Consider the following 20,313-nt stretch of genomic DNA (forward strand, 5'->3'; position numbering starts at 1 on the left):
TTTCCGTCCGTTCGGAGACCGGAGAGTCTCCGGGCAGGGCCGCCGGACCGGGGCGCGCAGCCGACGGATCAGCCGCGCAGCCGGGCCAGCCAGGTGGCGGCGTCGTCGAAGTCGCCGTTGGAGGTGCCGGGCAGCACCGGGGGCCGGACGCCGTCGGCGCGGGGGTAGGAGCCGAGGAAGCGGACGTTGGCGCACACCCGCCGCAGGCCCATCATCGCCTCGCCCACCCGGGCGTCGGCGACGTGGCCCTCGACGTCGATGGCGAAGCAGTAGCGCCCCATGCCGTTGCCGGTGGGCCGCGACTCGATGCGGGTGAGGTTGACCCCGCGGGCGGAGAACTGCTCGAGGATCTCGAGCAGCGCGCCGGGGTGGTCGTCGCGGATGAAGGCGACGAGGGTGGTCTTGTCGGAGCCGGTGGGCCGGCCCGGCTTCCCCGGCCGGGTGACGAGCACGAACCGGGTGACGGCGTCGGAGTCTTCACCGATGTCGGCGGCGAGGGCGGCGAGGCCGTAGCGCTCGCCGGCCAGCGGCGCGGCGATGGCGGCGTCGTAGACGGTGCCATCGGGGCCCGGCGTGCGGTTGGCGACGGAGGCCGCCGCGGCCGCCGTGGACGGCCCCAGCGAGATGACGGCGTTGGGCAGCTTCGCTGTGACCCACGCGCGGCACTGGGCCTCGGCCACCGGGTGCGTGACGATGTGCCGGACGTCGGCGAGGTCCGTACCGGGCCGGGCGAGCAGGGTGAACGTGACCGGCAGCAGCACCTCGGCGGTGATGTCGAGCGGCTCGCCGCGGATCAGTTCGTCGAGCGTGGCGTTGACCGACCCCTCGACTGAGTTCTCGACTGGGACGACGGCGCCGGTCACCTCGCCGGTACGCACGGCGTGGATGGCGGCGTGCACCGTCGCCGACGGCTCCAGCGTCGCGCCGGCCAGGGCGGGAAAGCGGAGAGCGGCCGCCTCGGTGAAGGTCGCCTCCGGGCCCAGGTAGGCGTAACGATCGGTCATGTTCAGCAGCCTAGTGTGTCAGCCTGGCCACAATTAGCACTGTCGTTGCCTTCGGATCGGGCTGGTGCGGATACGGTCGACCATGATGGACGTGGAGCGCGCAGGCAGCACCGGCACGCACCCCGGCGCCTTACGGCTCCGGGTGCGGGCGGGGCGGGCTCGCCTCGGCGCGCTCGCGGTCGCGTTCCTCGCCCTTCTCGTGCCGCTCCTGACGGCGTCGCCGGCGGCCGCCGAGACGCCGCCGCCCGCCACCACGTCCGACGAGCAGCAGCGGGTCGTCTTCCTCGGCATCCCCGGCCTGTCGTGGCCCGACATCACCGCCGAGGGCACACCCACGCTCTACGACCTCGCCGGCTCCGAGGCGGCCGGCTCACTGACCGTCCGCACCGCCCGCACCCGCACCTGTGTGGTCGACGGCTGGCTGTCGGTGAGCTCCGGGCGCCGTGCCACCGACCTCCTCGACACCGACGCCGACGGCGAGAACGACCGCTTCTGCCGCCAGCCGCCGGAGCCCACGGCCGCGCCCGACGGCCCTGGCGTCGTCGTTCCCGGCTGGGAGCTGCTGCAGCAGCAACAGGACGACAACTCCTACAACGCCGAGATCGGCCTGCTCGGCGACCGGCTGGCCGAGACTGGCGTGTGCGCCACGGCGGTCGGGCCGGGCGCGGCGCTGGCGCTGGCCGACTCCACCGGCCGCGTCCCGGCCTACCACCAGGTCTCCGGCGACGTCGGCGCCGGGGTGCTGAACCAGTGCCCCGTCACCGTGGTCGACCTCGGTGGGCTGCCGAACCCCGCGCCCAACGGCAGCGACGAGCTCACGGTCCAGGCCGCCCTCGACGCCCGGCAGCAGGCCGCCGCGAATATCGACCAGCAGGTCCGGCGCATCATCGACCAGCTGCCGCCCGACACCGCTCTGATGATCGCCGGGCTGTCCGACAGCGTCGGCACCCCGGCCCCGCTGCCCGATGAGCCGACGCCGGTCCCGCCGGCCGGGCTGCGGGCGGCGCTGGCCCTGGGCCCGGTCGCCGACGGCGGCACCTTCGGGCCCAACTGGCTCACCTCGTCGTCGACGCTGTGGCCGGGGCTGGTGCAGCTGACCGACATCGCGCCGACCCTGCTCACCTACGCCGGCGCCGAAGACCCCGCACAGGACGTCGTCGGGCGGCCGTGGCGCCCGGCCGGCCCCCACCCGGGCAGCTCCGCGGCCACGGTCTCCGAGTTGATCGGGGTCGACCGCGCGTCGGCCATCTACCGCGACCAGTCCGGGCCGTTCTTCCAGATCCTCGGCGGGCTGCTGGTGGTCGTGTGCGCGGCGGCGCTGCTGGCGCTTCGGCGCGGCGTCTCGTTCCGGCCGGCCGTCCTGCGCGTCGTGCAGGTGGTGTCCGTCCTGGTGGCGGCCGCGCCGGTGGCGTCGTACCTCGCCAACATCATTCGGTGGTGGCGCTACGACCAGCCCAACACCGTCCTGTGGACGTCGATCGTGGTGGGCACGGTCGCGCTGACGATCGTCGCGCTGGCCGGGCCGTGGCGCCGCCGTGTCTACGGGCCGCCCGGCGTGGTGGCCGGCGTGACGGCCACGGTGCTGGCGGTCGACGTCGCCAGCGGGTCGAGCCTGCAGCAGTCCAGTCTGCTGGGGCTGTCGCCACTGGTGGCGGGCCGGTTCTACGGCTTCGGCAACATCCCGTTCGCGATCTTCGTCGTGGCCAGCCTGGTCGCCGCGGCGGCGCTGGGCCAGTGGCTGATCGACACCGGCCGGTCCCGGCGGTTCGCCGCGGGCGCGGTCGCCGTCGTCGGCATGGTCGCCGTGGTCATCGACGGCGCGCCGCAGGCCGGCGCCGACGTCGGCGGCATCCTGGCCGCCATCCCCGGCTTCGCCGTGCTCGTGCTCGGCACGCTCGGCGCCCGCATCACGCTCACTCGGCTGCTGCTCGCCGGCGCCGGCGCGACCGCGCTGTTCGGGCTGTTCGCCTTCCTCGACTGGCTGCGGCCGGCCGGTTCGCGCACCCACTTCGGCAGCTTCTTCGCCGACGTGCTCTCCGGCGACGCGCTGACGGTGATCTTCCGGAAGGCCGAGGCGTCTCTCGGCACGCTGGAACGCTGGCCCATCTACGGCTGGCTGGTGCCGTTGGCGTACCTGCTGATCCTGTGGCTGGTCCGGCCCGACGGCGAGAACGCGGTGAGCCGCACGGTGCAGCACTGGTCGCTGTTCCGGTACCTCGTGTGGTCGGCGCTGCTCACCGGCGCCGCCGGATTCGCCGCCAACGACTCCGGCATCATCGTGCCGGCGCTGCTGCTGACGGTCGGTGTGCCGCTGGGCATGGCGGCGGTCGCGGCGGCTCAGGGGCAGGCTCCGGCCCCTTCGCGCGCCGAACGCGAGCTGCTGACGCCGTCGTCGTAGACGTCAGCCGAGCGCCGCGACGCGCTCCAGCAGCCGAGCCTCCTCGTCCGCGGTGAGCGGCACCTCGAGCACCCGCAGCCACTCGGCCAGCTCGCCGTCGCGCAGCGCCCGGTGCTCGGTCGGCTCGCCCGGACTGCGGACCGTCACCGTCTGGTGCGTGACCATGACGTGCCGGCCGGGCAGGTGCTTGCCGACCATGAGGCCGGACCGGAAGTGGATGCCCGGGAACGTGCTGGTGTAGTGGTGCGACATGACGATGTCGATGGGCTTGACCTCGAACTCGTCGGTCGTGTGGGCCAGCTCCCAGCCCGCCTCGCGGTAGCGCTGCAGGCCCCAGAGGCCGTCGCCGGCGCTGACGACGCGATAGGGCCAGCCGTCCTGGTCGGACTCGGCGCCGTCGGTCAGCGGGGCCGGCCGCAGCAGGCCCATGCCGAATCCGGGGTCGCAGAGCAGCCGCCGGCCGTCCAGCCGCACCTCGACGACCATGTGGCTGCGGCCCTGCTGGGTGCCGGCGGCGGGGTCGCCGACGCGGCCGAGGTGCCTGACGACGTCGTAGCCGAGCCGCTGCAGCGCCGCGGCGACGATCGTGGCGTGCTCGAAGCAGTAGCCGCCCCGGCCGCGGCCGGCGAACTTCGCCTGCACGGCGTCGAGGCCGACGCCCGGATGCTGCTCGAGCAGCACGTCGATGTTGTCGAACGTGAACGTGCGGACGTGCGCCTCGTGCAGTTCGTCGAGCGCGTGACGGCTGGGCTCGCGTGCCGGGATGCCGAGCCGCGCCAGGTAGCCGGTGAGGTCGAGCCGCTCGGTCTCCCAGGGGTCAGCCGCCATTCCCCCACGGTAGTGCGTGGTCAGACGCGGCGGAACCGGGCCGGCGCCGACGGCCGGATGCCACGCGTGACCAGCGCCCGCATGACGTGTGCGTACTGCTTGCCTCGGTGCAACTGGGCCTTGAGGTCGGTGCCGGTGACCCGGTGGTGGAACTCGACGTCGACCTCGACGACACGGAAGCCGGCCCGCAGCAGGTCGATGGTGAGCCCGGTCTCGACGCCGAACCCCTCGGCCAGCGGCAGCGCGGCCTCGAACGCGGCCCTGGTGAGGCAGCGCTGCCCGGACAGCGGCTGCGTCGCGGTCCAGCCGGTGGCCCGTTCGATGCCGTTGCGGGCGAGGTCGACCACCAGCCCGCGGCCGCCGCCCTCGGTGCGCTGAGCGGGGAGCACACCGATGGTCATGTCGGCCTCGCCGGCCAGCACCGGGTCGACCAGCGGCCGGGCGTGGCCCGCCGTCGACTCCAGGTCGGCGTCGAGGAAGAGCAACGCGCGCGGCACGGTGCGCGACGCCTCGCGCGCCTCGATGGCGGCCAGCGCCGTGGCGCCGGTCTCCATGGCGGCGGCCTTGCCCCGGTTGCGGGCGTGCCCGACGACGACGGCGCCTGCCTCGGTGGCCGTCGTGGCGGTGCGGTCGGTGGAGCCGTCGTCGACCACGACGACGAGGTCGACCCCCGGGATGCTCTTCGTGGCCTCGACGGTGGCCGCGATGCGGTCCTGCTCGTCCTTGGCCGGGATGATCGCGGCGACGCCGTCGGCTCGGGGGTCCTCGGTGGTCATGTGCGCCAAGAATAGAGGGTGGCAGCCGGTCGCGAGGTCTGACGTCGGACTCGACGAGATCGTGCCGGTGTCGTGGTAACGGGTCAACCCGCCTGTCGCTCGCGTAGCCTCTGATCTCGATGACCACGCCCGCGTCCACCGTCGACGCCGCCGACTCCGAGGTCGGGCGGCTGCGCACCGTCATGCTGCACCGGCCCGGTCCGGAGCTGAAGCGGCTCACGCCGCGCAACAACGACAAGCTGCTGTTCGACGGCATCCCGTGGGTCGGCCGCGCGCAGGACGAGCACGACGCCTTCGCCGACGTGCTGCGTGGCCGCGACGTCGAGGTGCTGTACCTCGCCGACCTGCTGGCGCAGACGCTGACAGGCGACGCCGCACGGCACGAGTGCATCGAGGCGGCGCTGGCCGATCCGCGCCACGGCGACACCCTGCGCGACGTTCTCCGGGCGCACCTCGGCGGGCTGCATCCGGACGACCTCGCGCAGGTGCTCGTGGCCGGGCTGGCGCACGACGAGCTGCGCGACGGCCGCGGGCTGACGTATCGGCTGATGAACCCGCACGACTTCGTCATCGACCCGCTGCCCAACCTGTTGTTCACCCGCGACTCCAGTGTCCGCATCGGCGACCACGTGGCGGTCACCAGCCTCGCCATGGCCGCGCGGCGCCGCGAGACCAGCCTGACGTCGGCGATCTATCGGCACCACCCGCGCTTCGCCGGCGTGCCGGAGGTGTACGGGCCGGAGCTGGAGAACCTCGAAGGCGGCGACGTGCTGCTGCTCGCACCCGGTGTCGTGGCCGTCGGCACCGGCGAGCGGACCACCCCGGCCGGCGTCGAGCGGCTGGCCCGCAACGTGCTGGGCGCCGGGCTGGCGCACACCGTCCTGGCCGTGCCGATCGCGCAGGACCGCGCGACGATGCACCTCGACACCGTCATGACGATGGTCGACCACGACGCGATCGTCATGTATCCGAACGTCGCCGACGAGCTGACGGCGGTCGCGCTGCGCTGGGCCGGCGGCGACCTCGTCATCGAGGCCGAGCCGGCGCCGTTCGTCGACGCGGCCGCGGTGGCCATGGGCATCGACGCGCTGCGCATCGTCGAGACCGGCCTCGACCCCGTCACCGCCGAGCGCGAGCAATGGGACGACGGCAACAACACGCTCGCCGTCGGACCGCGGCTGGCCGTCGCCTACGAACGCAACACCGAGACCAACGCCCGGCTCGAGGACGCCGGCATCGAGGTGCTGCGCATCCCCGGCAGCGAACTCGGCTCCGGGCGGGGCGGGCCGCGCTGCATGTCGTGCCCGATCCGGCGCGACTCCGCGGCGCCGAGCGACCGTTGACGACGCCGCTACCTCGCGCCACGGCACCGTTTCTACATCGGCACAGACCAGTCGATACCAGACCGTAACGGAATGAATCCGAAGAAGTCGTCATACGAGGGAACTTCTCCCCCGGAAAGGCGGTAAGCTGCGAAGAAGGCCCCGGTCGCTCGTGTTCCCCCGTCGTGAGCGGTCGGGGTCTTCTCCTTGCCGCCGGTGCCCGCGTCAGCGAATTGTCACCTGACGGTTGGCCAGACCGGCTCGCGCGCGGCGCTGCTCGGACGTCAGCGGTGCCTTCTCGGCCACCGCCGCGGCGAGGCGTTCGCCCAGCGCGGCGGCGGGTTCCTCGACGGCTTCGGCGGGCGTGCCGTCGACCAGATCCCACACCGGCACGAGGAGTCCGGCGGCGCGGAACGTGCCGAGCAGCCGGGTGCCCTCGCCGAGGGTGTCGTCGCCGGCGGCATGCAGCCGGGCCAGGCCGTCGAGCAGCGGCTCCTCGTCGTACGGGAGCACCCAGCGGACCTGGTCGCGGTCGCCGAGGCTGCACCAGTAGGCCGCCTCGACCGATTCCAGCCTGGCCGCCGGAACGATGGCCGAATTGGCCTCCTCGAGCGCCGCCCGAGCCTCGGAACCGGTGTCCGACTCGGGATCCAACCAGTAGTCGAATCCGTCGTGAACCGTGACCCGGAATTCCGCGTCGGTGTCGATGAGGTCGTGCAGCCGCGGCGTGCCGGACGTCCGCGGAGCCGGGCTCACCGTCGAGCCGGGCTCGGTCTCGAGCGCCGCGGCCAGCGTGTGGCCGAGGTCGGCGGCGGGGTCGCCGGTGGACGTCATGGTCTGCAGGGCCAGCAGGACCTCGCCGTTCTCGCGCACCAGCGCCGGGAACGCGCCCGGCAGCAGCGTGCACACCACGACGGACCGGTCGTCGCCGGAGGCCAGCCGCAGCGGCGCCGTCGCGGCCGAGACGATCTCGCGCATGGCCACCCAGTCGCACTCGCCCGGCAGGCCGGCGAACGGGCGGACGACGTACTGCCGCTCGGCCTCGCGGGCCTGCTTGCCGTGGCAGACCTTGTAGCGCTTGCCCGAGCCGCACGGGCAGGGCTGGCGGGGGCCGACGACGGGAACTTCGGTAGTGGCACTCACGACAGGCGAGGGTAGCCGGTTCCGGCTGCCGGGTGTGAGCCGGACGTCGTCATGACGTCAGACGGCGGGGTTCCACGGGCCGACGACGGCGTGCACCGTCACCCGGCCGGGTTCGGAGCGCACTCGCCACTCGCGGGCGATGGCGTCGACGATGGACAGGCCGCGGCCTTGGTCCTCGGTGGACGTGGGCTGGCGCACCCGCGGGCGCTCGGAGCCGCCGCCGTCGCTGACCTCGATGAGGACGTCGTCGCCGAGGACCGCCCACTGCAGCACGACCCCGGTGCGGGTGCCGCTGAGCGACAGCGGCTGCGCGTGCAGGATGGCGTTGGTGACCAGTTCGGTGACCACGACGAGTGCGTTCTCGATGACCGTGGGCGAGACGTTGGTGTTGCGGAGATCCTCCGCGACCAGATGGCGAGCGTGTGGGACGTTGCTGACCTCACCGGTCAGCTCGACGGCGCGTGCGCTGTTGGATCGGGCCTCACGCCTCGTGGCCACGACTCGACCCACTGGTAGATCTCCCTTCACCGGACCCACGCCACCCGCATCCAGTGGTGCCCACTGCACGACTCTGCCAAACCTCCCGACAGTGAACCATTCGCCACGGGATCACGTCCATATGTTGAGATGAGAGTTCGCTGAATCTCCCGTTTCGGTGCAGAGTGCGCTGGTGACCGGCCTGTGGCCGTCACACCGTTGATCACCAGCGCATTTGCCTGATCTTGCGGTGCCGGCGGGGTCGTGGCCCCTTGATCGGGATGCCCTCATCGCACGCATATGTCCGGCCGTGACTCTTCCTTCCGTGCCGAAGTTGCGGATCGACCGCTAGGTTAGAGCGGGGCGGAGAGGATGACGATGTGGACTCACTCCCGGTCTTCGGGACAACGTGGGGCGGAAGGGGAGCGGACCGGGGGAGCGTCGGGCGACGCCATTGTCGACGCTACCGGTGCCGCCGTGCCCGGACGCGCCGACACGCATGGCGGCGTGTCGTGGTTCGAACCCGGCGTTCCGCTGCCGCCGCTGCAGAACGGCGCGGCCACGGTTGCGGATACCGACGAGGCGAGTGACACTCTGTCGGGTCCGGCCGGTGAGGACACCCCGTCGCCCGACGGCGAGTCAGGGGCCGGTGCGGCAGCAGCAACCGAGGCAGAGCCGGAGCGAGCACTGGAACCTCAGCCAGTCAACAGCACGGGGCTCGACAGTGAGGCTCTGCGCCAGAGCATGGCCCTCGTCGAGGACCACCTCGACGCGATCGGTGCCGACTTCTACGCCCAGCTGTTCACCATCGCGCCCGAGTCACGCGACCTGTTCGGCGCCGGTATGGCGGTGCAGCGGTCGCGGCTGGTGGGCGCCCTGGTGCGCATCGTCGGCAATGCCGACGACCGCGAGACCCTCGTGCCGTACCTCGAGGCGCTGGGCCGCGACCACCGCAAGTTCGGCGTCATCGACGAGCACTACGCCCCGGTCGGCACGGCGCTCGTGCTCGCCATCCGACGTGCGCTCGGCGACGATTGGACGCCGCGCTTCGAGTCGGCCTGGATCGAGGCCTACGACCGCATCGCGGCGGTCATGGTCGGCGCCGCCCGCCGCGACGCCGTCATCTCGCCGCCGTGGTGGGACGCCGAGGTCGTCTACCACCGGCGCATCCTCGACGATCTCGCGATCATGCAGGTCCGGCCGCATACGGACTATCCGTATCGGCCCGGCCAGTACGTCTACCTGACCACGCCGCGGCGGCCGAAGATCTGGCGTGCCTACTCCATGGCCTCCGCCCCGCGCGACGACGGCCTGCTCGAGTTCCACGTCCGCACCGTCGGCGCCGGCTGGGTCAGCAGCGCGCTGGTGTGGCGCACGGAGCCCGGCGACATCCTGCACCTCGGCGCCCCGCAGGGGCACGACGTCGCGACACCGCGGTCCGAACACGACCTGCTCTGCATCACCGGCGGTACCGGCATCGCGCCGGTGCTGGCCACACTGCAGGAACTCGAGCAGCGTCAGGACGGCCGGCGGGTGCACGTCTTCTATGCCGGCCGCGATCGCGACCACCTGTACGCGCTGCCGCACCTGGAGTCGATCGGGGTCCGCTACCGGCGGCTGACCGTCGTGCCGGTGGTCTCGCCCGACGGGCCCACCGACCGCAGCCCCGACCTCATGGGCAACATCGTCTCCGCCTACGGCGACTGGCGGAAGCACCGCGTCTACGTCGCCGGGCCCACCGGCATGGTGGCGACCAGTCTCGAGCGGCTGCGCGCGCAGGGCGTCCCCGACGAGCAGATCGTCGTCGACGATTACGGTCTCTGGTGAGGTCTAGCGTTCTCTAGTTCTCGCGCTAGACAGTCGTAGACGACCCGATGCACGGTCAGACGGCGGCGTGCTTGCGCAGGTAGATGCCGAAGTGCGGCACCGTGAACGCGATGGTGCCGCGCTCGGCGGAGTACACCAGCCCTTTCTTGATCAGCGAGTCGCGGGCCGGCGACAGCGACGACGGCTTGCGGCCGAGGTAGGTGGCGACGTCGGACGTGGGGACGACGCCGTGGGTGTGGTCGGAGAGCGCGGCCATGGCGCGCAGGTACTCGCGCTCGGCCGGCGTGGCCCGCTCGTAGCGCGAGCCGAAGAAGCCGACCGCCAGCTCGGCCTGGGCCTCCGGCGCGGCCATGCGGACGTCGTCGGCGCCGATCGGGTCGGTGGGCGCGTTGTCCCACGTGACCTTGCCGTAGGCCTGGACGAAGTACGGGTAGCCCTCGGTCGCCGCGTAGAGCGCGTCGAGGGCCGCCGGTTCGTACGTCACGCCCTCGTCCTCGGCCGGTGCGACCAGCGCGCGGTCGGCGGCCTCGCGGTCCAGCCGGTCGATGCGCACGTACCGGAACAGCCGCTCGGAGTAGGACTTCGACGCCGACAGGACGGCGGGCAGGTGCGGCAGTCCCGCGCCGACCACGACCAGCGGCAGCCCCTGCTGGGACAGTTCGTGGCAGGCCGCGCACAGCGCCGACACGTCCGGCGCGGGGATGTCCTGCATCTCGTCGACGAACAGCGCGATGCCCACCCCGACGTCGCGGGCCACTCCGGCCGCGTCGACCAGCAGCTCGACGAGGTCGACCTCGATGTCGCCGGTGTCGGCGCGCCCCGTCGCCGCCGGCACGTCGATGCCCGGCTGCCAGCGGTCCCTCAGCTTGGCGTCGTCGCCGGCCGAGCGCAGCGCGAACGCCTTGAGCACGCCGAGGAAGCCGTCGACGCGGTCAGGGTCGCGGTGCCGCGGAGTCAGCTCGCGCACCGCCATGTGCAGCGCGCTGGCCAGCGGCCGGCGCAGCGACTGGTCGGGCCGCGCCTCGATCTTCCCGGTGCCCCACATGCGTCCGATCGCCTGCGACCGCAGTGCGTTCAGCAGCACCGTCTTGCCGACGCCGCGCAAGCCGGTGAGGACGAGCGAGCGCTCCGGCCGCCCCCGCGCGATCCGCTCCAGCACGACGTCGAACTGCTGCAGCTCGCGGTCGCGGCCGGCCAGCTCGGGCGGGCGCTGACCGGCGCCGGGAGCGTAGGGATTGCGCACCGGGTCCATGATCGGACTCTATGGTGTCGTCTAGCGGGGGTCGTAGATTTCGCTAGACGACACCATAGGCGTGTCGCGAATCTGGTCAAACGGGCTCACGGAACGGATCGTGCTCGGCGATCAGCTTGTCGACCCGGGCCTGGTCCAGCCGCTTCACCAGCGCGGTGTCCTCCTGCTGGTCGCGGATGCACTTGGCCAGCGTGAACGCCGACGTCACGAGGTAGATGGTGCCGAGGCCGAGGAAGGCCCGCACCCAGGGGCCGATGTCGAGGTAGAGGATGCCGACGACGACCGTGACCAGCGCGATCGCGAACGATGCGATCGCCTGGACGTAGAACGCGGTGGTGTTCCTGGTGGAAGGCGGCGCGGTGGTCATGTCAGCACTGCGCCGCTGCCATACCGGCCCGTCCTGAGCGCCGGCGCTCAACCCGCCTGGGTACGCGTACTCAGGCGGATTCTTGAGCATTGTGACGCCAAGAGATACCTCGCTCTCGGCTCAGCCGGCGCGAGACGTCGTGTGAGTGCCGGCTTCGAGCGGCGTGGCGAGCGATTCCGACTCGTTAGACCCAACCCTGCTTCCCGGTTGTGGGCGTCGCGGAAAGTACTGCCAGTACTCCTGAAACTCCGTCTCGAAGCCCTCCGAGAATCGCAACATCTCGTTCGGTGCCGCGAATAGAGCGCCGTGCACGAGATACTGCCTCCCCCTCAGGTCAGGCAACCCGAGCCATTCATAGGAAGATGGCGAGGAAAACGAAATCGTCCTATCCCCAGAACGGAGCGTAGTGGTCGCATGTCCCCATCGGTCGACGCTGCTAGATGCCATAGAGAAGGTACTGCGAACACACCCGATTTTCTCGAGGCTGTCCAGCGCCTTCCGTGCTCTTGCGAGCAATTCAGTCACCTCGCCGATCGTGGGAACCCGCGTCTTGGCATGTAGCAGGCCGTTTCTCGCCGTCATAATCCCCGAGGCATTCAGGTCGCCCGCGACCTCGGAAAGCACTTCTATGAGTTGCACCTGGGACTCGGCAAGTAGGTCGAGGAATGGTTTGGTGTGTTGGAATGGAAACTTTTGCAACGAGGTCTTATCCGAGAACTTCGGTCGCTCGGCGCGATCGCGCACGTGTTGGGACTCTTCCTCACGCAACTTCTTTAGAAGCTTTGCGAGCCGACTAAACCCTTCGACGACCTGGCTCAGAACGGGTTCATCCGTTAATTCGCCAGTTGCTCCTTCGGGCATATCTCCGAGAGCGGTGATCGCAAATCGGCGCGCGGCCTGCGGGAGATATACATAAGGCTGATCGCTAGTGTAGTGATCATTCAAGAGTGCCCAGGCTGCGAAGACAAGGGAATCAAACAGGAATCGTTCTAAGCATACGAAATAGTCCGACGCGGCCGCTCGAAGGCCCTCGGCCGTTGCAGACAAATCTACGTTTGCCGTTGTAGCAATGGCCTCAAGATCGTCATGGAGGCCCCAATACCTATCACGAAGATCGATTGTCTTAGGTAGGGGGAAGCCGAGTTTCCAGAGGATTCCATCACGGATATCGCTATCAGCCTGATGCACCGGCACGTTTAAGGCGGAGCATACGCGTATGGCGTTTGACCGCCTAGCAAAGATTAGAGCGTCTACCACCCGCGGTGGCTCCGCCGTCCTGAGAAATTCTTCCAACCTTCGGTACGGGGTGTCGCCGTCTACTTCGCGCAAGATCCAGGTGAGATCGTCCATATCCTGTGCAGATTCAATATTGAAAAGCTCGCGTGCGTGCATCGAGAGGCGCAGCAATGGCAGGGCCGAGTCTGCCCCTACCTCCCGCATACCGAGGCGACTCAATTGTGGGCGCAGATTCCAGGCCCCGGTCCTCGTGGAGGTGTTAACGCGTGGCCGACGAACCTCTCCGGCTGAGACGTTAATCACCGAATTGCGGACGGCAGAGTCGACGATTTCCCGCAGGGTTGTATTATCCAGTAAGAATAACAGCTGAAGAAGTTGAGCCCGATCTAATGGTGCGGTGTAGTCCTCGGCTCGACTCGAAAGCCCAAGCCTCCGTGCGGCCTGGGGGAGCGCTCCCCTAGACTCCTTCTCTGCATGACAAGTGAGAATTCTTAGCTCATTGTCACTGAACGCGTCCCCGAGGAGGTACGGGATTGTATTGCTACCGTCGAGTTCGTATGGGTTGCTTTCGCTGTCGATAATATCGGCAACAAAACCGCTCCACGCTGATGGTTCGGCACTTGTCTGATTCAGGACCTTATTCAGAGCTGGTCGAGATCGATTGACGCCGGCCTCAACGCTTGTGGATAGCTGGATTCGATGGACAGACTTACAGCTGCTGTCGGCGCAGTGCTGCAGCGGCGGAGCAGTGGTGGGATATAGGCTCCTGGAATGGTCACATCTGAACAGGCCGAATGGTCCCAGGACGTATCTTCCTGACTGAAACACGCCTTGGGGTGTCCCTTCAAGTAGTCGAATCGTGTCGTCGTGGCCGAGATACTCTCTTTCGTCAGGAAACAGCTCAGCAAAGCGGTCGTAGAGTTGACGGCCGAATCGAAGCGGGTATTTGAGTGAGCCAGCTCGTATCTCCTCAGAGATCGCATCGACTAGCCGCTCGATGTCGATCGCTTCGACATCGACTAGCAGCTCTGCGTGTGCAAGCGCCAAGAAGGTTAGGACGTTTCCATCCTTGGCGTTAACGGATTCTTTCGTAGCCAGTTGAGAGCGTACTCGCTTACCTGCGGCGCTTAAGGCGATGGAATTATTGAGAGTTTCGGTGGGTTTGTACGCGCGCGTGATGATCGACTCGCGCAAAATGGTAACTATTGACAAAAGTTCAAGAAAGCGCTCACGCCAATCAGGGTCAGGAAACCTTTCGGAGAGCTCGGCGCGGTTGAGAGGTCGATCCATCTTATACCCCCTGCATTCGACCAATCTGGTCTATGCATCATGATCGATATCGATTAACATGTAAAGGGGCGTGTCGGGTCAGGGTCGAACCCGCACCGTTCTCAGAGCTCACCCACGGCGGGCAGCTCGATCGACGTCCGGGCGAGGTCGACGGTGACGGTGGGCAGCTGGCTGGGCGCCCCGGACCGCCAGTAGTCGGTGCCCGCGAGCACCAGCCCGATCCGGTGACCGGCCGGGACGACGTGGTCCATGGCGGTGAGGTCGAACGTGATCGTCTGCGCCCGCCCCGGCCGCAGCGGCAGCTGGCGCCACAGCGTCGCCCAGTGGCCGAGGTCGCCGGTGCCGCTGGCCACGACGTGGTGGTCGACGTCGTGCATGGAGAGGGCGGTGTCGAGGTAGCAGGCGCTGTCGGCCGGCGTGCTCTCACCCCAGCAGGACCGGGTGCCGAGGTTCTCGATGCCCCAGCCCGGGTTCAGGTAGTCGTGGATCGTCGCCGGTCCGTAGTCGACGAGTGCCGCCGACACCACCGCCTCGGACGTGGTCGACGACGCGCGCACGGTCACCGACGCGGTGCCGGACAGCCGCAGGTCCGACGCCAGCGGCTCGGTCCGGAACAGCACGCGGGCCGGTGACGGCTGGTCCGGGTGCTCGGCCCAGACCCAGCGGTCCTGCTCGGGGTCGTCCGTGTACGCCGCGGTGTCGCCTGGCGGTGCCGTCGCCGTCGACAGCAGACCGGGCGACGACGGGCGCAGCGCCACGTCCCGCGTCCCGGCGGCCGGCCAGTCGGCCTCGTCGGTCCATGTGCCGGGCGCGTGTTCGATCGACACCATCGGCTCGTCGTCGATGCCGTTGTCGATGTCGAGCAGCCAGTGGTCGAACCAGCGGTGCAGGGTCTCGACCCAGCGTGCCCGGTCGACGTCGAACGGGTCGACGTGGCCGGCCTGCGTGAGCCACAGCTTGCGCGGCACGCCCGCCTCGGACAGGGCGTCCCACCAGCGGGCCAGGTGGTCCGACGGCACCGCCTGGTCGGTGAACCCGTGCACCAGGAAGACACTCGCCTCGACGCGGTCCGCGCGGCGGGTGTAGTCACGCTCGGCCCAGTAGCGCGTCCAGTTGCCCTCGTCGCCGAACCGGGTCTCCAGCTCCTGGAAGAACGGCTCGCACAGCTCGTAGGCCTGGGGCGTCAGCAGGTTGGGCGGCCCGCTGCGCAGCGGCGGGTAGCCGCCCCAGGCGCCGTTGGAGTTGTACTGGTGGTAGAAGGAGCTGACCGCGCCGATCGGCACGATCGTGCGGAGTCCGTCGACGCCCAGGGCGGCGACGCCGTTGGCGACGGTGCCGTCGGCCGACTTGCCGATCATGCCGACCGCGCCGGTCGACCAGGTCGCGTCGACGGTCTCGTCGCCGGTGGCCGACGTGTACGCGGTGGCGCGGCCGTTCAGCCAGTCGATGACGGTGGCGCTGGCGCCGGTCATGGCCGGGCCGCCGCCGTCCGGGCAGCTCGTCGACCGGTTCGTCCCGAGGTCGTCGACCAGAGCGACGGCGTAGCCGCGGGGCACGAAGTAGTTGTCGTAGTAGAGGGGGAAGCCGACGGGGTCGCCGTTCTCGTCGTACGTCTTGCGCTGCGCCTCGTTGCCGCGGCCGCAGCAGAGGTAGTACGGGCTGGTGTCCATGATGACGGGGACCCGCTGCCCGGCCGCCGCGGGCTCGGCCGGCCGGACGATGTCGACGGCCATGCGGTCCGTCTCGCCGTCGTCGTCGAGATCGGTGCCGAGGTCGACCCAGACCGACTCGCGGATGGCGTCGGTGTACGAGTGGACCGGCTGTGTCACGCCGCCGGCGACCACGAATGCCGGGGCGTCGCCGGACGGTGCTGGCGGCGCGGCCGCTCCGGCGGCGGCGAACGCCGTCACGGCGGCGGCCGCCATCAGGACGGACAGGGGCGTACGGCGCATTCGTCCCGTCATGATCGAGGAACCTATCGGAGATCGTCGAGACCGTGCTCGATCGCGTACCGGGTGAGCTGCACGCGGTTGTTGAGATGCAGCTTGCCGAGGATGTTCTGCACGTGGTTCTGCACCGTGCGGTGCGACACGACCAGCTGATCGGCGATCTGCCGGTAGGACCGGCCGGTGGCGACCAGCCGCAGCACCTCGGTCTCGCGCGGCGTGAGGACGTCCTGGGTGGGCGCGGCGGACGCGAGCTGACGGAACTCGCCCAGCACGAGCCCGGCCAGCCCGGGCGTGAACACCGGCTCGCCGCGGCCGGCCCGCTCGACGGCGGCCAGCAGCTCCTCGCGGGTCGCCGACTTGGTGAGGTACCCGGTGGCGCCGGCCTTCATCGCGTCGAGCACGTCGCCCTGCTCGCCGCTGGCCGAGAGCACCAGCACGTACGGCACCGGCGGCGGCCCCGAGCAGAGCGTCCGGGTGACGTCGACGGTGCAGCCGCAGGGTGACCTCGACGCCGTCACCCGGCGTGACGGCGCCCCGCTCGGCCACGTTGGCCAGCCCGATGACGGCCGCCGCGGGCAACGCCGCGCCCCAGCCGTACACCAGCGCCCACGCGATGACCGGTGCCGTCACCCAGAAGACCGGCAGCGTCTGGGCGCCCCGCTCGACCGCGGACTCCAGTTGCAGCGGCCGGGTCGCCACGATGGCGGCCGCCGCGACGAGCAGGTCGACGGTGAGCAGCGGCCAGCGCCGGGCGGCCGGTCGCTGGTACCGGACGAAGGTCAGCGCCGTCCAGCCGCCGAGCCCGGCCAGCACCAGCCAGCCCGCCGCGACGTGCCGGTAGTCGTCCAGCGCGAACGCGTAGAGGACGGCCGCATAGAGGACGGAGAACGTGCGGAACACCGCGAGGGCACGCCACCACTGCTCCTCGTAGCCCGGCAGCGTGGCGTCCACGGGGGTCAGCGTAGGGAGCGGTCCGGACGTTTCCCCAGGTCCGTCGGTGCCACGCCCTAGGCTGGCGCCATGTCCTGGTACCGCCCCGTCGCCGTCGCGCCCGAGCTGCGCGATGCGCTCGTGTGCGGCTGGACGGCGCAGGTCGACGGCGTCGAACTGCTGGTGCCCGACGGGTGCATCGACGTCATGTGGCTGGCCGACGGGCGGGTCATCGTGTGCGGGCCCGAGACCGCGGCCTGGCCGGTCACGACGCCGCCGGGCACGGCGGCGGTGGGCGTGCGGTTCCGGCCCGGCGTCGCGCCGGGGCTGCTGGGCACGCCCGCGCACGTGCTGCTCGACTCCCGGGTCGGGCTCGACGACCTGCTCGGGCCGAGCGCGAAGGAGCTGGCCACGCGGGTCACCGACGCCGGCACGGAGGAGGGGCGGCTGGCCCTGCTGACGACGGCCGCGCGGGGCTGGCTGGCCGGCGCCGACGGCCCCGACCCGCTGGCGTCGTGGACGGTGCGGGTGCTGAGCCGGCGGTCCAGCAGCATCGCCGAACTCGCCGACGCCGCGGGCCTGACCGACCGCCAGTTGCAGCGCCGCAGCCGCGCCGCGTTCGGCTACCCACCGTCCATGCTGCGCATCATCCTGCGGCTGCAGCGGTTCATGGCGCTGGCCCGCGCACCCGGCAACGCCGCGCTCGGGCTGGCCGACCTCGCACACCTCGCGGGTTACAGCGACCAGGCGCACCTCTCGCACGACTGCCGGCGCATCGCCGCCAGCACGCCCAGCGAGCTGCTGCAGAGCCAGGCGCCCGACTGGCACGGCCCCGGCTCGGTGGTCGACGGCGTGCTTGAAGCCGGCGGCCGGGCGGCGTGACCTTCGGCCCACGCGGCGTGGTCCCGAGTGCCGATGTCGGATCCGTACAAGCCCACGCCGGCGCGGCCGCCGCAGGCTGGAGCCATGACCGACATCGCTGACCGCTACCGCCGGCTGGCCGCCGTGCTGACCCGCCGCATCGAGTCCGTCCCGGCCGATCGCTGGGAGTCGCCGTCGCCGTGCGAGGGCTGGACCACCCGCGACGTTGTCGCGCACCTCGTCGACTGGCATGGCGAGCTGGCCCGGCTCGGCGGGCTGAGCCTGCCGGCGGGCCCGTCGGCCGCCGACGACCCGGTGGCCGCCTGGCGACACACCCGCGACGCCATGCAGGAGCTGCTCGACGACCCGGCGCGCGCCGACACCCCGTACGAGGGCATGTTCGGCCCCACGACGGTGGCCGCGACGGCGGACCGGTTCCTCGGCCTCGACCTCATCGTGCACGGCTGGGACATCGCTCGCGGCGCCGGCCTCGACGACGCCATCCCGGCCGAGGACGTCGCCGACCTGCTGCCGATGGTCGAGCAACTGGGCGACAACCTGCGCCGCCCGGGCGTCTGCGGTCCCGCCGTGCCGGTGCCCGACGACGCCGACGACCAGACGAGGCTGCTCGGCCTGCTCGGCCGCAGCCGCTGAGCGCATCCCCCACCCCCGCGGCCCATCGATATCGGGCGCAGCAGGGGACAATGAACGCATGATCTCCGTCGAGCTGGCCCGGAAGCTGCGCGAGGCGGGGCTGCGGTGGGAGCCCCGTCCGGGCGACCGGTTCGTCATCGCCGACCGCGGCATGGACGACGAGGTCTTCGTGGTCTCCCACATGGTGGTCGACATCCACGAGTTCCCGAGCGGCGGCCGCGTGCTCGGCTTCAACGGCACCGTCGAGTGGGCGCTGGACAGCGTCGAGCAGGAGGCCGCGCTGTGGCTGCCCGGTGAGGAGCGGCTGCGCGAGTTGCTCGGCGGCGCGTTCGTCCGCCTGGAGCGCACGGACGACGGGCACCGGGTGACGCTGGACGTCGCGGGGCGATTGGTCGAGGTCGACGACGACGAGGCCGAGGAGGCCTACGGGAAGGCGCTGCTACACCTCGCGACAGGCGACTGACGAGCCATTCACGGGCGGTTGCCGCGGATTGGTCTGGACCAGTAGGGTCTCGCGCAACGAAACGGGGGGTGTCCGAGCGCCGAGACCGAGGAGACCCGACCCGTGGACGTTCTCGAGTTCTTCGCCACCAACCTGTTCAACGAGGTGTCGATCCTCATCGGCCTGATCACGGCCGTCGGCCTGCTGCTGCAGCGCAAGCCGGTCGAGGACGTCGTCGGCGGCGCCATCCGGGCGACGATCGGGATCATCATCCTGTTCATCGGCGTCGACGTGTTCGTCGGCGGGCTGGCGTCGTTCCAGGCGATCGTCTCGAGCGCGGTCGGCCTGGACCCGCCGTCGTCGAGCAACACGCTGGACGAGTTCCTCGGCACGCACGGCAGCGACGTCGCGCTGGTGATCACGCTCGGCTTCGTGGTGCACCTGGTGCTGGTCCGGGCGCTGAAGACCCGCTACGTGTACCTCACGGGCCACCTCTTGTTCTGGATGGCCGTGGTCATCACCGCGTCGCTGGTGCAGGTCTTCGGCGAGCTGGACCGCTGGCAGCTGGTGCTCGTCGGGTCGGCGGTGGCCGGCTGCTACTGGACCGTCCAGCCGCTGTTCATCGCACCGATGATGCGCCGCGTCATCGGCTCCGACGACTGGGGCTACGGGCACACCAGCTCGTCGGTGGCGTGGCTGAGCGGCAAGCTGGCGCCGTTGGCCGGCGACCCGGTGAAGCACGACGTCGAACAGGTGCGGCTGCCGAAGCGCCTGTCGTTCTTCAAGGACGTCACGGTGTCGACGGCGGTCGTGATCGGGCTGATCATGCTGGCCGGGCTGGCCTTCGCCGACGGCGGCGTGGTCGAGGCGCAGGCGGCGGCGTACGACCCGGAGATCAACCCGTGGGTGTGGGGGATCATCGCCGCGCTCCGGTTCGCCGCCGGCATCGCGATCCTGCTCTACGGCGTGCGGATGTTCCTGGCCGAGATCGTGCCGGCGTTCACCGGCATCAGCGAGAAGGCGATCCCGGGCTCGCGGCCGGCACTGGACGCGCCGACGATCTTCCCGGTGGCGCCGACGGCGGTCATGGTCGGCTTCGTCTCGACGACGGCGACGTTCCTCGTGCTGATGGGCGTGTTCGCCGCGGCGGGCTGGTTCGTCCTGGTGCCGCCGATGATCATGCTGTTCTTCGTCGGCGCGGGCGCGGCGGTGTTCGGCAACGCGTTCGGCGGCTGGCGGGGCGCCGTGCTGGCCGGCGTCGTCACCGGTGTCTCGCTGGCGTTCGGCCAGTGGCTGGGCTGGAACCTGCTGTCCGACACCGCGCCGGAGCTGGCCACGTTGGCCGACCCGGACTGGTACCTGATGATCCTGCTGCTGCTCGGCCTGGGCGAGCTGTTCTCCGGGTTCGGCGACAACGGCGTGCTGCTGGCCGGGCTGGTCGTCGTGGCGGTGTTCGGGGTGTGGACATGGTTCCTCAAGCGTCTGCAGCGCCGCGACGACGCGACCCTGGCAGAGTCGGAGGAGCAGCCCGAAGCCTCGAGAGAACGGTGAGCCACT

The 20,313-nt window shown here is 70.5% G+C and carries 16 protein-coding genes and 2 pseudogenes; 7 read left to right on the top strand and 11 right to left on the bottom strand.

All coding sequences use genetic code 11. The annotated features are described in order from the left end of the window. Window positions 1–68 precede the first annotated feature (68 nt). Window positions 69–1,004: a prephenate dehydratase gene (pheA, locus tag DZA62_RS06650; RefSeq protein WP_116948066.1), complete on the bottom strand. Its 936-nt coding sequence runs from the start codon at window positions 1,002–1,004 to the stop codon at window positions 69–71. A gap of 91 nt (window positions 1,005–1,095) precedes the next feature. On the opposite strand from pheA, the gene DZA62_RS35545 reads away from it, so the two are divergent. Then, the gene (locus tag DZA62_RS35545; RefSeq protein ID WP_157987521.1) at window positions 1,096–3,402 is read left to right on the top strand and encodes a hypothetical protein; all 2,307 of its coding nucleotides are present in this window, start codon (window positions 1,096–1,098) and stop codon (window positions 3,400–3,402) included. A gap of 3 nt (window positions 3,403–3,405) precedes the next feature. Here the strand turns inward: DZA62_RS35545 and DZA62_RS06660 are convergent, their stop codons facing one another. Further along, the gene (locus tag DZA62_RS06660) at window positions 3,406–4,230 is read right to left on the bottom strand and encodes an arylamine N-acetyltransferase family protein (RefSeq protein ID WP_116948067.1); all 825 of its coding nucleotides are present in this window, start codon (window positions 4,228–4,230) and stop codon (window positions 3,406–3,408) included. A 20-nt stretch (window positions 4,231–4,250) separates the two neighbouring features. After that, window positions 4,251–5,006 carry a glycosyltransferase family 2 protein gene (locus DZA62_RS06665; RefSeq protein WP_116948068.1) on the bottom strand — a complete coding sequence of 252 codons (756 nt, stop codon included), beginning with the start codon at window positions 5,004–5,006 and terminating at the stop codon, window positions 4,251–4,253. A 119-nt stretch (window positions 5,007–5,125) separates the two neighbouring features. Here DZA62_RS06665 and DZA62_RS06670 point away from each other — a divergent pair, with 119 nt between their 5' ends. Beyond that, complete coding sequence (locus DZA62_RS06670; RefSeq protein ID WP_116948069.1) at window positions 5,126–6,349, top strand: arginine deiminase; 1,224 nt, start codon at window positions 5,126–5,128, stop codon at window positions 6,347–6,349. Window positions 6,350–6,553: 204 nt separating this feature from the next. Here DZA62_RS06670 and DZA62_RS06675 read toward each other — a convergent pair whose 3' ends face one another. Both DZA62_RS06675 and DZA62_RS06680 read right to left on the bottom strand, forming a co-directional pair. Beyond that, window positions 6,554–7,471: a DUF5926 family protein gene (locus tag DZA62_RS06675; RefSeq protein ID WP_116948070.1), complete on the bottom strand. Its 918-nt coding sequence runs from the start codon at window positions 7,469–7,471 to the stop codon at window positions 6,554–6,556. A gap of 57 nt (window positions 7,472–7,528) precedes the next feature. Next, window positions 7,529–7,969, bottom strand: coding sequence for an ATP-binding protein (locus DZA62_RS06680; protein ID WP_157987522.1), 441 nt, complete (start codon window positions 7,967–7,969; stop codon window positions 7,529–7,531). A gap of 723 nt (window positions 7,970–8,692) precedes the next feature. Here DZA62_RS06680 and DZA62_RS06685 point away from each other — a divergent pair. Next, a complete protein-coding gene (locus DZA62_RS06685) occupies window positions 8,693–9,775 on the top strand; it encodes a globin domain-containing protein (RefSeq protein ID WP_198663478.1) in 1,083 nt (360 codons plus the stop codon). A 55-nt stretch (window positions 9,776–9,830) separates the two neighbouring features. Here DZA62_RS06685 and DZA62_RS06690 read toward each other — a convergent pair whose 3' ends face one another. From DZA62_RS06690 to DZA62_RS37510, 6 genes and pseudogenes are all read right to left on the bottom strand, one after another. Continuing rightward, window positions 9,831–11,027: an AAA family ATPase gene (locus tag DZA62_RS06690; RefSeq protein ID WP_116948073.1), complete on the bottom strand. Its 1,197-nt coding sequence runs from the start codon at window positions 11,025–11,027 to the stop codon at window positions 9,831–9,833. A 76-nt stretch (window positions 11,028–11,103) separates the two neighbouring features. After that, the gene (locus DZA62_RS06695) at window positions 11,104–11,394 is read right to left on the bottom strand and encodes a YiaA/YiaB family inner membrane protein (protein WP_116948074.1); all 291 of its coding nucleotides are present in this window, start codon (window positions 11,392–11,394) and stop codon (window positions 11,104–11,106) included. 120 nt (window positions 11,395–11,514) lie between these two features. Further along, complete coding sequence (locus DZA62_RS35550) at window positions 11,515–13,920, bottom strand: hypothetical protein (RefSeq protein WP_157987523.1); 2,406 nt, start codon at window positions 13,918–13,920, stop codon at window positions 11,515–11,517. Between the two features lie 101 nt (window positions 13,921–14,021). Further along, window positions 14,022–15,872, bottom strand: coding sequence for a CocE/NonD family hydrolase (locus tag DZA62_RS06700; protein WP_116948075.1), 1,851 nt, complete (start codon window positions 15,870–15,872; stop codon window positions 14,022–14,024). 23 nt (window positions 15,873–15,895) lie between these two features. Further along, window positions 15,896–16,324, bottom strand: a pseudogene (locus DZA62_RS06705) (response regulator transcription factor); the annotation flags it as partial. Between the two features lie 124 nt (window positions 16,325–16,448). Continuing rightward, window positions 16,449–16,820 (bottom strand): annotated as a pseudogene (locus DZA62_RS37510) (DUF5931 domain-containing protein); the annotation flags it as partial. A gap of 69 nt (window positions 16,821–16,889) precedes the next feature. Here DZA62_RS37510 and DZA62_RS06715 point away from each other — a divergent pair. The 4 genes from DZA62_RS06715 (at window position 16,890) to DZA62_RS06730 (ending at window position 20,307) form a co-directional block, all read left to right on the top strand. Then, a complete protein-coding gene (locus tag DZA62_RS06715) occupies window positions 16,890–17,681 on the top strand; it encodes a helix-turn-helix domain-containing protein (RefSeq protein ID WP_116948078.1) in 792 nt (263 codons plus the stop codon). Between the two features lie 84 nt (window positions 17,682–17,765). Then, window positions 17,766–18,314, top strand: a complete 549-nt coding sequence (locus DZA62_RS06720) for a TIGR03086 family metal-binding protein (RefSeq protein ID WP_116948079.1) — start codon at window positions 17,766–17,768, stop codon at window positions 18,312–18,314. Between the two features lie 58 nt (window positions 18,315–18,372). Further along, window positions 18,373–18,777 (top strand): pilus assembly protein CpaE, encoded by a 405-nt coding sequence (locus DZA62_RS06725; RefSeq protein WP_116948080.1) that lies wholly within the window; start codon window positions 18,373–18,375, stop codon window positions 18,775–18,777. A 102-nt stretch (window positions 18,778–18,879) separates the two neighbouring features. Further along, complete coding sequence (locus DZA62_RS06730) at window positions 18,880–20,307, top strand: PTS ascorbate transporter subunit IIC (protein ID WP_116948081.1); 1,428 nt, start codon at window positions 18,880–18,882, stop codon at window positions 20,305–20,307. Window positions 20,308–20,313 lie beyond the last annotated feature (6 nt).

Origin of the sequence: Jiangella endophytica, from assembly GCF_003427025.1 — a bacterium.
Lineage (GTDB): Bacteria > Actinomycetota > Actinomycetes > Jiangellales > Jiangellaceae > Jiangella > Jiangella endophytica.

What these genes read in the sequence shown, in the direction of transcription:
- pheA (WP_116948066.1), bottom strand. Translation starts at nt 1,004, where the DNA reads ATGACCGATCGTTACGCCTACCTGGGCCCGGAGGCGACCTTCACCGAG.
- DZA62_RS06660 (WP_116948067.1), bottom strand. Translation starts at nt 4,230, where the DNA reads ATGGCGGCTGACCCCTGGGAGACCGAGCGGCTCGACCTCACCGGCTAC.
- DZA62_RS06665 (WP_116948068.1), bottom strand. Translation starts at nt 5,006, where the DNA reads ATGACCACCGAGGACCCCCGAGCCGACGGCGTCGCCGCGATCATCCCG.
- DZA62_RS06670 (WP_116948069.1), top strand. Translation starts at nt 5,126, where the DNA reads ATGACCACGCCCGCGTCCACCGTCGACGCCGCCGACTCCGAGGTCGGG.
- DZA62_RS06685 (WP_198663478.1), top strand. Translation starts at nt 8,693, where the DNA reads ATGGCCCTCGTCGAGGACCACCTCGACGCGATCGGTGCCGACTTCTAC.
- DZA62_RS06690 (WP_116948073.1), bottom strand. Translation starts at nt 11,027, where the DNA reads ATGGACCCGGTGCGCAATCCCTACGCTCCCGGCGCCGGTCAGCGCCCG.
- DZA62_RS06695 (WP_116948074.1), bottom strand. Translation starts at nt 11,394, where the DNA reads ATGACCACCGCGCCGCCTTCCACCAGGAACACCACCGCGTTCTACGTC.
- DZA62_RS35550 (WP_157987523.1), bottom strand. Translation starts at nt 13,920, where the DNA reads ATGGATCGACCTCTCAACCGCGCCGAGCTCTCCGAAAGGTTTCCTGAC.
- DZA62_RS06700 (WP_116948075.1), bottom strand. Translation starts at nt 15,872, where the DNA reads ATGCGCCGTACGCCCCTGTCCGTCCTGATGGCGGCCGCCGCCGTGACG.
- DZA62_RS06715 (WP_116948078.1), top strand. Translation starts at nt 16,890, where the DNA reads ATGTCCTGGTACCGCCCCGTCGCCGTCGCGCCCGAGCTGCGCGATGCG.
- DZA62_RS06720 (WP_116948079.1), top strand. Translation starts at nt 17,766, where the DNA reads ATGACCGACATCGCTGACCGCTACCGCCGGCTGGCCGCCGTGCTGACC.
- DZA62_RS06725 (WP_116948080.1), top strand. Translation starts at nt 18,373, where the DNA reads ATGATCTCCGTCGAGCTGGCCCGGAAGCTGCGCGAGGCGGGGCTGCGG.